At 52.4% G+C, this 13,007-nt stretch carries 12 protein-coding genes; 4 read left to right on the top strand and 8 right to left on the bottom strand.

The features are described from left to right. Positions 1 to 3: 3 nt before the first annotated feature. The 4 genes from H7U12_RS14335 to H7U12_RS14350 all read right to left on the bottom strand — a co-directional run bounded on the left by H7U12_RS14335 (position 4) and on the right by H7U12_RS14350 (position 3,790). Positions 4 to 531: a DUF2975 domain-containing protein gene (locus H7U12_RS14335; RefSeq protein ID WP_186639156.1), complete on the bottom strand. Its 528-nt coding sequence runs from the start codon at positions 529 to 531 to the stop codon at positions 4 to 6. A 308-nt stretch (positions 532 to 839) separates the two neighbouring features. Continuing rightward, complete coding sequence (locus H7U12_RS14340) at positions 840 to 1,340, bottom strand: hypothetical protein (RefSeq protein WP_186639158.1); 501 nt, start codon at positions 1,338 to 1,340, stop codon at positions 840 to 842. A gap of 222 nt (positions 1,341 to 1,562) precedes the next feature. After that, positions 1,563 to 2,426 (bottom strand): LOG family protein, encoded by an 864-nt coding sequence (locus tag H7U12_RS14345; protein ID WP_186639160.1) that lies wholly within the window; start codon positions 2,424 to 2,426, stop codon positions 1,563 to 1,565. Positions 2,427 to 2,533: 107 nt separating this feature from the next. Then, complete coding sequence (locus tag H7U12_RS14350; RefSeq protein ID WP_186639163.1) at positions 2,534 to 3,790, bottom strand: ABC transporter permease; 1,257 nt, start codon at positions 3,788 to 3,790, stop codon at positions 2,534 to 2,536. A gap of 235 nt (positions 3,791 to 4,025) precedes the next feature. Here H7U12_RS14350 and queA point away from each other — a divergent pair, with 235 nt between their 5' ends. The 4 genes from queA to H7U12_RS14370 all read left to right on the top strand — a co-directional run bounded on the left by queA (position 4,026) and on the right by H7U12_RS14370 (position 9,601). Continuing rightward, on the top strand, positions 4,026 to 5,072 hold the full coding sequence (queA, locus tag H7U12_RS14355) for a tRNA preQ1(34) S-adenosylmethionine ribosyltransferase-isomerase QueA (RefSeq protein ID WP_186639165.1): 1,047 nt from the start codon (positions 4,026 to 4,028) through the stop codon (positions 5,070 to 5,072). Between the two features lie 401 nt (positions 5,073 to 5,473). Then, the gene (locus H7U12_RS14360; RefSeq protein ID WP_186639167.1) at positions 5,474 to 8,050 is read left to right on the top strand and encodes a PAS domain S-box protein; all 2,577 of its coding nucleotides are present in this window, start codon (positions 5,474 to 5,476) and stop codon (positions 8,048 to 8,050) included. A 117-nt stretch (positions 8,051 to 8,167) separates the two neighbouring features. After that, on the top strand, positions 8,168 to 8,911 hold the full coding sequence (locus H7U12_RS14365; RefSeq protein ID WP_317170778.1) for a 2-C-methyl-D-erythritol 4-phosphate cytidylyltransferase: 744 nt from the start codon (positions 8,168 to 8,170) through the stop codon (positions 8,909 to 8,911). Positions 8,912 to 8,992: 81 nt separating this feature from the next. Then, a complete protein-coding gene (locus H7U12_RS14370; RefSeq protein WP_186639172.1) occupies positions 8,993 to 9,601 on the top strand; it encodes a hypothetical protein in 609 nt (202 codons plus the stop codon). 6 nt (positions 9,602 to 9,607) lie between these two features. Here H7U12_RS14370 and H7U12_RS14375 read toward each other — a convergent pair whose 3' ends face one another. The 4 genes from H7U12_RS14375 to H7U12_RS14390 all read right to left on the bottom strand — a co-directional run bounded on the left by H7U12_RS14375 (position 9,608) and on the right by H7U12_RS14390 (position 12,964). Beyond that, positions 9,608 to 10,333, bottom strand: a complete 726-nt coding sequence (locus tag H7U12_RS14375) for an ABC transporter ATP-binding protein (protein WP_186639174.1) — start codon at positions 10,331 to 10,333, stop codon at positions 9,608 to 9,610. An 86-nt stretch (positions 10,334 to 10,419) separates the two neighbouring features. Next, positions 10,420 to 10,641 carry a DUF2795 domain-containing protein gene (locus H7U12_RS14380; protein WP_022821757.1) on the bottom strand — a complete coding sequence of 74 codons (222 nt, stop codon included), beginning with the start codon at positions 10,639 to 10,641 and terminating at the stop codon, positions 10,420 to 10,422. Positions 10,642 to 10,809: 168 nt separating this feature from the next. Beyond that, entirely contained in the window at positions 10,810 to 11,598 is a 789-nt protein-coding gene (locus tag H7U12_RS14385; RefSeq protein WP_186639176.1) for an outer membrane beta-barrel protein, read from the bottom strand. A gap of 49 nt (positions 11,599 to 11,647) precedes the next feature. Then, positions 11,648 to 12,964, bottom strand: a complete 1,317-nt coding sequence (locus H7U12_RS14390; RefSeq protein ID WP_186639178.1) for a DUF349 domain-containing protein — start codon at positions 12,962 to 12,964, stop codon at positions 11,648 to 11,650. Between the last annotated feature and the right edge of the window lie 43 nt (positions 12,965 to 13,007).

A 13,007-nucleotide genomic window follows, 5' to 3' on the forward strand; every position in this document is an offset into this window, starting at 1 on the left:
TCGTTAAACGGTTAAATCATTCTCGGCTTGCAGCTCAGCGCCTTTTTTGAAGATCAGCGCCAGGATATAAATCACGCCTGCAAAAAATAAAATTTCCTCGCTGCCCCAATGGAGCGGAATGGCGATTCCCTTTTTCAGGACGAATTTACTGTGCCCGCTGGCGATCAAGGCAATGATACCAGCTCCCACCGCGTAGTAACTCACCTTGGAAAACAAAGTCACCAGCTGCTGACTGAACGGCCTTGCAAGTTTAAATTTCAGAAAAACCTTGACCACCAGGTAGGCGATGTAGGCTTTCAAACCCGTGAGGGCAATGAACAGCGACACCGTCTGAATGTAGAGTGATCTGTTGAAGTGGTAAAGTTCAGACAAATCCAGCCCCTGGTACAAGTCTTTGGCACCCTCGGCATTCACAAAAAGACTTACCGCAAACGAGACGAGAATAGCACCTGTTTTGATGCAGAGCCCAATAAACAGTACCCAGAAGATAACGTTCATGACTCTTAAAATGGTAGAGGGAGTGGTTTCCATAGCGACATCATGTTTGAAGATGAAAACAATTATCGGTAATTATTTATTGATAAACAATAAATAATTACCGATAATTAAAAATAAGCATTGCATGTTGGTTAGCCAGAAACACAGTGTTGCTTTGCCATCATCTTTCAGCCCTTTCCATTTAGGGGCTGTTTTTAGAAAAGCAGCCCCTAAATGGAAAGGGCTGAAAGGCCTATAAGTGAAGGAAGTCTGCTGCTAAGGCCGGCATCTTGATACGGAGTCAAAACAAAAGAGCCCCGCTGCGTTTCGGGGCTCTTTTTCTAAAAACAGGGGTGAAACGGCTATTTCAGTTCCACTAACTTTTCTCTCAGTTCCAAGGGGATGTCTTCCACTGAAACAATCTTGAGTCCTTCGCCCTGCAGCGGGGCAAATGCGGTGTTTTGGGAAAGCATAGCCTTCACGTCTTTCTGGTTGAATTTGTACATGGCACCCGTGGCAGGGTCTACAATGAGCATCCCAATAAGGCCGCCAAACAACAGGTTGCCAAAGTACCAGCCGTCTACACCAGCCTCTAAGGTGAGGGTTTTATCTGAGTAGCCGGCTTTGCTGAACTTGATGGCGTAAATCCCTTTCTTGAAGAAACCGTTGCCGGCGGGTAACACTACCGTAGTGGGAGTTTGGCCGCTGGCTACTTCCTGCCCGTTGCGGTTCACAATGGTAAAGGAAGCCCCGTCAGGCGTACTGGCAAGGTTGATGGGGTATTTAGATTCTGAGACAATAGACGCGCAGCCAGAAACAAACAAAGTAGACGCGCACAGAAATACAGTAAAGATTTTTTTCATGGATATTATTAAAGGTTAGCTGGTAGATATAATGAGACGATAGATGCTGTCTGTATACTGTATAAATATAACTGGTTGACAAAGAATAACAAACCGCTGAAAGCGACCGGAAAGCGAAAGGAGGGTTGGACCAGCTACTCTGTAAAAACAAAAGAGCCCCGATGCGTATCGGGGCTCTTTTGGTAAAAGCAGGCCATAAACGGCCCGGGATATGTTTTGCTCCTAGAAGTTGGGCGACAGCAGGTATTTGCTGTAGAAATCATCAATGACTTTGACGGCATCGGTGGCGTTGTCTACCAGGTGCACCAGATCCAGATCCTCTGGGCTGATGTTGCTTTCCTGGGTGAGCATCACGTCTTTGATCCAGTCAAACATGCCCTGCCAGTACTTCTTGCCCACCAGCACAATCGGGAATTTGCCAATCTTCTTGGTTTGAATCAACGTGATGGCCTCAAACAGCTCGTCCAGCGTACCGAAGCCGCCGGGCATGCCAATGAAGCCCTGCGCGTATTTCACAAACATCACCTTGCGCACAAAGAAGTAGTCAAAGTTGATGAGCTTGTCTGGGTCAATGTAAATGTTGTTGAACTGCTCAAACGGCAACTGGATGTTCAGACCCACGGAGCGGCCGCCCTCAGAGTGCGCGCCCTTGTTGCCGGCCTCCATGATGCCGGGGCCGCCGCCGGTGATCACGCCGTAGCCGTGGCGCACCAATTTGGCGGCAATCTCCTCGGCCATGATGTAGTACGGGTTATCGGGTTTGGTTCTGGCCGAGCCGAAGATGGACACGCAGGGCCCAATCTTGGCCATTTTCTCAAAACCCTCCACAAACTCAGACATCACCTTGAAGATCTGCCAGGAGTCAGCTATTTTGATTTCGTTCCAGTCTTTATCGGTGAACGCCTCCCGGATGCGCTTGTCATCTTCGCTGATGGCCGGCGACTCGCGTTTGGCTATTTTCTTGGCTTCCTGTAAAGATTCAACCTTGCGGTCATTCGCGTCAGGCTGAATAATGGTAGTGCCGCTTCCCACGTTCGTGGTTTCGTCTTGCAGCTTGGTTTTGCTTGATTTTCTCAACTTCGTCATATAGCATTCTTATTTCTAGCCTGTTTTACGGAAAAGAGGCCGAAAACAGGCACGTCATCTTAAAATAAATCTGAATGGGTGCCGGGTAAACCGATGGTCTGGAAACGCTATTTAGACCTGATGGCAATCACGGGGTCCAGATGGGAAGCAATGACCGCCGGAATAATGCCTGAGAGTACGCCAATCACGACCGATACGCCCAAGCCCAGCAGAATGTTGCCGGGCGTAAGAATAATATCCAGCGTACCCATGGGGATTAAGGTGATCAAAGACACCAGCAGAATGCCCACGCCGCCCCCTATCAGGCTCAGGAACACAGACTCAAAGAGGAACTGGAAGAGAATGAAAAAGTTTTTCGCGCCCAGCGATTTCTGGATCCCGATGATGTTGGTGCGCTCCTTCACAGACACGAACATGATGTTGGCAATGCCGAAGCCGCCCACCAGAATGGAGAAGCCGCCAATCACCCAGCCCGCAATGCCAATGATGGAGAACATCTCGCCAATGGCGTCGGCCATCATCTCTGAGCGGTTAATGGCAAAGTTGTCCTCGTCATAAGGCTTGAGGCCCCGGATGGTGCGCATCTTGCCCTTCACCTCGTACTCCAGGTTCTGCAGGCCCACGTCTTCCACCTTGCCTTTGACCATGAGCGTGGGCTGCACGCCCCGCGGCCCGCCGGCAAACATCTTCCCAAAAGCCCCAAACGGCACGTAGGAGTTCTTGTCATTGGTGGGCATGCCCTCAAACAGACCGGCGCCCTGCTTCTCCATCACGCCAATCACGGTGAATTTCTGGCCGCTGATCCTGATGTCGCCGCCCACGGCAGAGCCGAAGGGGAAAAGATTCACGGCGATCTCGTTCCCGATCACAATCACGTTGCGCGAGCCGTCTACCTCTTGCTGGGTGAAGAACCGGCCCTCTTCAATGGGCACCTCGGCCACTTTGTTGAAATCCAGCGTCACGCCCTGCAGCATGATGCCGCCCATGCTGTTGTTGCGGTGCTTGAACGTGTTGCCGCCCCGCCGGGCCACCAGGGCAACGGCTTCGGCGTTCTCCAGGTTCTCGTGCATGTACCTGAACTCGCGCGTGTTGGGCGAGGGCCGCTGCATGAACTTCCACCACGGGATGTCAGAGCCGTCTTTGAAAATCCAGGGGAATTTCTCCACGTACACAATGCGCTCGCCCACAAAACTCATGCTCTCCCGGATGCTGCGCTCCAGCGAGTCCACGATGGTGAACACCGAGATGATGGCGAAAATGCCAATGGTCACGCCCAGTAACGAAAGGATGGTGCGCAGCAGATTAGACCGCAGGGCCTGCCAGGCAAACTGAAAACTCTCATAAACCAGCCGGATGTATAACATGAAGAAAGCTACCGTTGAAGGGTGAGAAAGAGAAAGAACCCTTTCTGAAATAGTTTAGGGATGCAACAAACTTATTAGTAGCGAAAGGGGTTGTTTTCTTACACTGCCCTGCTTGCCACAAAAGCAAATTCAGGGAGCAGCAATACTTATATTTAGCGGAAAGTAAAGGAAATTAGCGCAAACTGCCTACCTTTGCCCTCTATTTCGCGAATATTTTAATACCGTAATATTAAAAATGAAGTTATCAGAGTTTAAATTTGACCTGCCCAATGACCTGATGGCGACCCATCCGGCCCCAAACCGTGACGAAGCCAGAATGATGGTCATCCACCGCGACAGCGGCAAGATAGAACATAAAGTCTTCAAAGACATCATTGGTTATTTTGATGACGGTGATGTGGTGGTGACCAACAACACCAAAGTGTTTCCGGCCCGTTTATACGGAAACAAGGAGAAAACCGGCGCCAAGATTGAAGTGTTCCTGTTGCGCGAGCTGGACAAGCGTATACACCTGTGGGATGTGCTGGTAGACCCGGCCCGTAAGATCAGGGTGGGCAACAAACTCTACTTCGGGGACAGCGACCTGGTAGCCGAGGTAATTGACAACACCACTTCCCGCGGCCGTACCATCAAGTTCCTCTATGACGGACCAGACGAGGAGTTCTACAAAGTAGTGCACAGCCTGGGCGAAACCCCGCTGCCTAAATACATCAAGCGCGAGCCAGAGCCCGAAGACGAAGAGCGGTACCAAACCGTATACGCCGAGATCACCGGTGCCGTAGCCGCGCCCACCGCCGGTCTGCACTTCACCCGTGAGGTACTGAAGCGTCTGGAGCTGAAAGGCGTAGACGTGGCCCCGGTCACCTTGCACGTAGGTTTAGGTACGTTCCGTCAGGTAGACGTGGAAGACCTCACCAAGCACAAGATGGATTCTGAGCAGTTCTTCGTGAACGAAACAACCGCCCAGGTCGTGAACAAGGCTCTGGATGCCAAGAAACGCGTGTGCGCGGTAGGTACCACCACCATGCGCGCCCTGGAATCCTCCGTGTCAGCGAACAGCCGCCTGAAGCCCAACGAAGGCTGGACCGATAAATTCGTGTTCCCTCCGTATGACTTCAAAATCGCGAACAGCCTGATCACCAACTTCCACATGCCGGAGTCCACGCTCCTGATGATGGCCGCCGCTTTTGGAGGCTATGACCTGATCATGGAAGCGTACCAGAGCGCCATCAAAGAGAAATATAAGTTCTTCAGCTACGGTGACGTGATGCTGATTCTCTAATAGCCAAAGTGTCAACAAAACGCCTCACCAGTACCTTACTGGTGAGGCGTTTTGTTTTAGGGCCGTTTTAAACAAAAGAGCCCTGAAACACACCAAGGAAAACGAAATGTCTTATGACAGAGCAAACAATTAGACTGTTCTGCGAAGAAATAGGAGAGAAATTGACAAAATCCTTTTCCAGAATAGGTAGTATAAAGGATTGGCTTATCTTTATTCTGCTAATTGGCAGTACTACCCACCTCGGTTGCTGGCGTAAAAACCATCGGGTCCCCCGCCCCAAGGACTACGCAAGAGATTCCTGGCCTACCAATGGCTGGGAGATATAAGGACGTTGAAGAAGTAATATCCTGATTTGTTTATTAAGGTGAATGAAGGGTGAAACGCAAGAGAGTCGTGGGCCTTTGAACCAGGGAACGCCGGCGGGGCGAGCGGAGGGCAAACAGCCGTTGGATGACCAGGAAACGCCGCGCGCAGCCGAGGCAGAGGAGGCTTTGAAAAAGCAGGTAGAGGCCTTGCAGGCCGAGTTGCAGGTCGCCCGCCAGGAACTGGAGAAAGCCAGAGAGCACAACCGGCAACTCGCCTCGGAGAAAACGGATACCGCGCCGCTCCCGGAGGTAAGCGACTACAAACGGGTCATGGAATTGGAGCAACTGGGCAAACAAGTCCTGGAGAAAAACACCCTGCCTGGCAGTACCCTGGAGTCTACGGTCTCGTTTTACCTGGAAGGAATTGAAAAGCTCCACCCAGGCATGTTCTGTTCCTGCATGCGGCTGGAAGGCGACCGGTTGTATATGGTGGCGGCTCCCAGCTTGCCAGAAGGGTTCTGGCAGGAAACTAATGGGCTGAAGATTGGCGATAGCATAGGCTCCTGCGGTGCGGCGGCTTCTCTGGGCGAGAAGGTGTTCGCTGCCGACATCACCACGGACTCACGCTGGAAGAATCATGCACACTTCTATCAGGCCTATGGCATTAGGGCCAGTTGGTCTTTCCCCTTGCTGGGAGCTAACCGGAAAGTGCTGGGCACAGTCGCCATGTATTACCATGAAGTGAGAATGCCCACCCCGGCAGAAGAACAGACCATGGAAAGCATCCGGAATCTGTTGCTACTCATCATGGAGAGCAAGCTGTCAGAGAAGGAACTGCGTGAGAGCAACGATCGGTTTTATTACGCCACCATGGCCACCCATGATGCGGTCTGGGACCTGGACGTGGTCAACTTCAAGATTAACTGGGGAATCGGTTTTGAGCGGCTGTTCGGCTACAAAGCACAGGAGTTTGGGCCTGAACTGGATTTTTGGGCGCTGCAGGTGCATCCAGATGATCTGGAGAGGGTAAACGCATCATTGGACAAAGCCATCGCCAGTGATGACCAGGAGTTTTGGCGCGAAGAATACCGCTTCCGGAAATCAAACGAGGAGTATGCCATTGTCATAGACCAGGGTACCGTGCTCCGGAATGAAGAAGGAAAAGCCGTGCGAATTATCGGCGCTATTCAAGACGTGACGGAACAGACCCTGAGGGAACAGGAACTGCGCCGGCTGTCTGTTGTGGCCCGGGAGATGGTGAATGGCATTCTCATTATGAAACCTGATCTCTCCATCCAATGGATCAACCCGGCATTTACCAGAACATTCGGTTATAGCTTAGAGGAAGTAGTGGGGAAAAAACCGGCCACTTTCCTGCCCGGCCCTGAAACAGATCCTGAGTCCGTTGACTTGTTGAACAACAAAGCGATGAGCTCTGAGCCCGCAGAGTGTGACATTGCCCTCTACTCTAAATCTGGCGATAAGCTCTGGATCAGGATGCTGGTGCAGCCGCAGTTTGACAGTGAGGGCCGGCTGGAGAGCGTGTTCGCGCTTTCTACCGACATCACCCAACTGAAGGCCGAAGAGCAACAGCTGCGACTGTTGGAGTCGGTCATCACCAATGCCAAAGACGCCGTCATCATCAACGAGGTTACTTCTGATCATCCGCAGGAACTGAAGATCATCTTTGTGAACGACGCTTTCTCCCGGATAACAGGGTATGCGACCGAAGAAGCCTTGGGCAGAAAGCCCGTGTTTTTAAACGGACCCGATACAAACGTTGACACCCTGCGGGAGTTGCAGCAGAATATGGCCCAAGGCCAACCCTGTGAGGCGGAGTTGGAGAACTACCGGAAAGACGGAAGCAAGTTCTGGACGCAGGTTTTGTTAATTCCTATGTTCAACCGGCAGCAACAGATCACCCACTGGATCTCCATGCTGCGGGACATCACCAACCGCAAGCACTATGAACAGGAGCGCGAAGTGCTGATTTCTGAGCTAACCCAGAACAACGCCGATCTCAAGCAATTCACCTTCATTACCTCACACAACCTGCGGGCACCGCTAGCGAACCTCACCGGCATTGCCAACCTCATTGAAACAGACGCTATTCCTGAGGGCCGGAACAGGGTGCTGATCCAGAAGTTCAAGGAGTCAACGGTGCAGTTGAACACCATCATCGATGATCTGCTCGAAGTCCTAGTCATCAAAGACAATCCGCACACGAACAAGGAGAAGGTAGATCTGGCCGAGGCTTTTGAGAAGGTGGTTGTATCCGTAGACGGCCTCCTCACCGAGAAGGATTTCCGGCTCACCACTGATTTCTCCCAGGTGCCCCAGGTGTATTACAACGCCGGATATCTGCACAGTATTCTGCTGAACCTGCTCACCAACGCCATCAAGTACCGCTCGCCAGACCGGCCCCTGCGCATAGACATCACCACTGAGAAAGTGAACGGCTGCGAGAAATTATACTTCTCAGACAACGGGCTGGGGATTGACTTGAAGCGGTACGGCGAGCGCATCTTTGGATTGTACCAGCGTTTCCACCAGCACAAAGACAGCAAAGGCATGGGGCTGTACATTGCGCATTCGCAGGCCAAAGCCATGGGCGGAAACCTGAGCGTCACCAGCGAGGTGGACAAAGGCACCACGTTCATCCTGGAATTCTAAACCGGAGCAAGGCCCGAGACACCGTCGTTTTAAGACAAGTGAGGCTTAGGGGCTACCTGCTCCGTTGTTCCGTTTAAGGTCCACTTTCTGAAAATCATCGCCAAAGCGGAACTAGCCTTGGCGCACCGGAATGTGTATCTTGCAGCCATCATGCTGTCACCTGATCTAAAGAAATACGCCATCATTGTCGCCGGAGGTTCCGGTAGCAGAATGCAGGCCGCCCGGCCTAAACAGTTCCTCCTGATTGCCGGTGAGCCCGTGCTCCTGCATACGTTGCGCCGCTTCCATGCTTTTTCCCCGGAGATGCCGCTGGTGGTGGTGCTGCCGGAGACCGAGATTGCCGCCTGGCAAGACCTGTGTCGCCAGCACCAGTGCACGATTCCGCATCGGGTGGTCACGGGAGGCAGCAGCCGGTTCCAATCGGTGAAGAACGGACTAGCGGCGCTGGAAGCTGAGGAAGATGGGGTAGTGGCGGTGCATGACGGCGTGCGGCCTTTCATTGACAATGTCCTCTTAACCGCGGCGTATTCTACCGCTGCCCAGCGCGGGACAGCCGTGGTGGCCGTGTCTTTGAAAGAATCCATCCGGCGGGTACGGGGGGGCAGTTCCAAAGCGGTAGACCGTAGCGCGTACCGGTTGGTGCAGACGCCGCAGTGTTTCCGGTTACCTTTGCTGCGCCGCGCCTACGCCCAGCCAGAAAGTTCGCTGTTCACCGATGATGCCTCGGTGGTGGAGCGTTTCGGGCATAAAATTGAGCTGGTGGAGGGAAGTTACCGCAACATCAAACTCACCACCCCAGAAGATCTGGTCTTAGCCGAGGCATTTCTACTGCAAGAGAGTTCGGTCCCCAAGACTAGTTAGGCCAAGTCTGTTTTAAGGCAGTTTTCCTGAAAATCAGGCCTAAAACGGGTTTTGAATAATCGTATCATTTAAACTGAAGCTATGGCTGCAACTCATTCGCTGGTATCCTCGGGAAGAGGAACCCTGTTCCTTTTGGCGTGTTTTCTGTTTCACCTGTCGGGCGAGGTGCGGGGGCAGGATAAGTTGGCAGCGGGGTTTGACCAGCTCATCGCCATTGACTCCACAGACATGGTGGTAGCGTCAGTGCAGGAGCGCGGGAAAAGCATCCTGAGTTTACGGGAAGTGAAAACACTACTGTTCCTGAATACCAGAACCCGGGAAACCCGGCAGCTACAGCTTCCTGCCGGGTTTGTCATTGGTAGAACGTTCCTGAACGTGGCCGGCCGCTATGAGGGGGAGAGATTGGTGGTGATCAGTGGCACGCACAAGGGCTGGGGAAACCCTGAGAAGACCGAGTGGGAAGACCCAAGCTATCTGTTCATTTCTACTGCCAGCGGACAGCACCTGAAGCAAGTCTCGCCCGCCGCGGAAGTGTTGGTGGAGTGGGTGGTGAACCGGCACAGCAATACCCTTACGTTTATTACCCGGCCAGACACCAACCAAGACCGAAAGTTTGACGCCAAGGACTCGACCAAGCTCTACGTGTACCAGCTGACGACCGGGCAATTAGCCGAAGTTTCCGCTTTGTAAGACGGGTTACACGTTCCGCAGTGCTTTCGTTTCCAGGAAGTGTTGCTGCGCCATTACTTCTTCCGGGGAGATTTTCTCCAGCGTGGGCCGGGGCTGCGAGATATTCAGCAGATAGCCTTGCAGCGGCAGCAGGTTGAGTAAGTCATGGGTGATGCACAGCACGGTTTTCTGTTCTTCGCGCACCCAACCGGCCATCAGATCAAAGACTCTTTTCTTGTGGTAGACGTCTAACTGCTGGGTGGGTTCATCCAGCAGGGCAATGGGCGCGTTTTGGAGCATCAGTTGCGCGAGCCAGACCAGTTGCTGCTCTCCGCCGGATAAATCTGTGAAGGTGCGCTGGCTCAGGTGCGCGATGTGCAGGTGCTCCAGCATGGCCTCGGCGCGGGCGTAATCTGACGCGGTGTAATGTTCCAGCAGTCGCTTCTGCCGGAAGAGGCCCATGACCACCAACTCGCGCACCTTAATGGGGAAGGCCACGTTGTTTTTCTGCGGTAGGTAGGAGAGGGAGCGGGCCATGGCGCCGGCGCGGGTCACCAGCGGCTGCCCCTGCACCAGAATCTGTCCTTGGTAGGGCACCTGCCCAGTCAGGGTTTTCAGGAACGTGGACTTGCCACTGCCGTTATGCCCAATGATGGCCACAAAGGCGGGCTCGGGTACTAAAAAAGAAAGGTTGCGGAGAAGTACGCGCTCGTCGTATCCCGCAACCAGTTCTTTTATTTCTAAGACGCTCAAGGTACGTAAGAATCAGGAAGGAGGAGGCTGTGCCTGGAATGCCTGTGCGGCGACTCCTGCGGTGACTTCTTGCTTCCTAATTGATATTAGTATTCGTCTTCGTTGAACATGAAGTCCTCTTTGGTAGGATAGTCTGGCCAAACTTCTTCGATGCTCTCGTAAGGCTGTCCATCATCTTCCAGAGCCTGTAAGTTCTCTACCACTTCCATAGGCGCGCCCGAGCGGATAGAGTAGTCAATTAATTCATCTTTGGTAGCTGGCCAAGGGGCATCTTCCAAATAGGAGGCAAGTTCAAGTGTCCAATACATAATAAATTCGCTTTTAAAGTATAGCTATACAAACAAGTTGCAGAGGTAACCGAGCCGCAAAAATAAGATTTTGATTGACAATTCAAATTTTTCTTCTTATTGCTGCGCCCCTGCAACGCTAAAACACAACGGGGAAAACAGTAAAATGTTTACTTACGGTCTTCTTTTTTACTGGTGGCGCGCGCTGGTGGTGCCGTCACCGGTATTGAAAAGATAATTGATGCCCAACTGGAAGCCGGCTACCATGTTCTGGCGCAGCACATAATAGTCGGTATCGCGGCGGTAATCTTCAATGTGTTCCTCTTTCCGGATATTCACAAAATTGTAGCTGTAGCGCAGGTTGGCCGTCAGGCTCAGGTTCTCCGTTAAGCTGTATTCTGCTCCTAATCCTAATAAAACACCCAAATCATATTTGTTGAACTCGCCTGCGTTGGCCTTGCTGCGGTCGCTCTCGTTGGTGCTGGCCAGCAGGTAATCTCCCTGTGGTACGGAGAAGGTTCTGTCCTTAACCTGGTAAGAGGCGGTGCGCGAGAAGGTGTTCCGCTCGGTGCCTTTCTGCAGAATACCCAACTGCGGACCTACCTGAAAATTGAACCGCACGGTACCCGTGGTGGTGTACTTGAAAAGTAGTGGAATATTCCAATACACCAGATCAATCTCTTTCTCGCCGGCTTTGTTTCCGGCATTGTCTATCAGGTCAAATTTCTCGCCCTGGTGGGAGCGGTAGATCTCAGCCTGCAGGTTGTGGTTCTCGTTGAATTTATAGCCCGCCACAAAGCCAAAGGGGGCCCATTTGGTCGTGAACCGGTGTTTGTAGTTCACGTCTTCGTACTGCTCGTCATTGATGATCCAGGTGTTCTGGAACTGCGTGGTGAGCCCCACGTACGGGCCTTTGATGTTCTGGGACTGGGCCAGGAAAGGAAGAGAAAGGAAAAGTAGTAAAAAGTATCTTCTCATAGGGTAAGCCGTTAGATTTTAGGACTATTTCTAACGGCTTACGCATGAGTTAGGCAATTTTGTTGCTTTGTACGCCAGACTTTTTGCGCAAAAGCTCTATTAATTCGTTTTTGGTCCGGATTTTCCGGTTGAAGTTCTTGATTTTGCCTTCCAGCATGGTCCGGAACGCCTCATTCCCCGGATTTGGATTTAACCGGCCCAGGTTGGTTTCCAGCACTTCCAGCTCCTGCTTGTCATACTTGATGAAGTCGCGCAGGGCGTTGATGCGGGCGTGCAGTTGGTCGTTGTCTGAGTTTTTGCCTTCAGGCAAGGGGCGCTTGCGCATGAAGTGCTCCAGGCTGCTCAGTTCAAAGATTTTGTCGCACGCCACCAGGAAACTTTCCCACACGGCGTCAGACTCCTCCTGTTTCACCGGGCCTACCTTTTTCCAGGCGGCCTGCAGTTCCTTGGCTTTGGGCACGGCCTGCTGAACGGGTTCGTCCAGCAAAGCCTCGGCCTGGGCCACCAAAGAGCGTTTCTTCTCCAGGTTGTCTTCCAGGTACTTGTCCTTGGACTCGGTTTTCTGGCTGTTAATGTGCTTTTTCAGGCGCTCAAAGAAGTGGTTGTTGGCTGCCCTGAAGCTGTTCCAGAGGTCATTGGACATCTTGCGGGGCAGGGTGCCGCCAATCTCTTTCCACTGGTTCTGCAGGTCTTTCAGCTTTTTGCTGGTTTCTTCCCACTCCTCAGAGTTCTTCACCGCCTCAGACTGGGCAATCAGCGCCTTGTACTTGTCCACGGTGCGGGAAAGCATGTCCTTCTTGTCCTGGAAGAAATCTTTCTTGCGGGTGAAGAATACCTCCACGGCCGTCTTGAAACGCTCTTCCAGTTCCTCGGTCAGGGCTTTGTCAATGGGGCCGGTCTTGATCCAGTTCTGGCGCAGCTCCTTCAGCTTGTCGGTGGTTTCCTGCCAGTCAATGCTTTCCTGCAGGGCCTCGGCCTGTTGGATGAGCGTGATCTTGGTGGCCAGGTTCTTGTCGCGGTTGCGGGCAATGGCTTCCTTGATCTCCTCCTCCGCGGCCGAGAGACGCTGGTGCAACGACTCAAAATCGCCAATGGCGTCGTATTTCTCAATCTGCTCCTTCAGGTGCAGGACCTTCATCAGGAAAGAACCCTTGTTCTCAGAGGTCTCAATCTTCTCCAGCAGGCCGTCCACCTTCAGCTTGAAGTTCTCAAATCGGTTTGCGAAGTATTGCAATGATTCCTCGGGGACCTCCTTCACATCGCCTACCTGGCGGGCCGGAAAGTGCATAAATGGCTTCAACCACACCTGGTTACCCTCAATGTAGCCGTACTTATGGGCCTCCTCAGACAAATCTTTGGTTTCCATCAACTGGATATTTACTGTAAAATTTAAAGTCTATTTTTGGTAC

The organism is Rufibacter sediminis, assembly GCF_014269285.1.
Classification (GTDB): Bacteria; Bacteroidota; Bacteroidia; order Cytophagales; family Hymenobacteraceae; genus Nibribacter; species Nibribacter sediminis.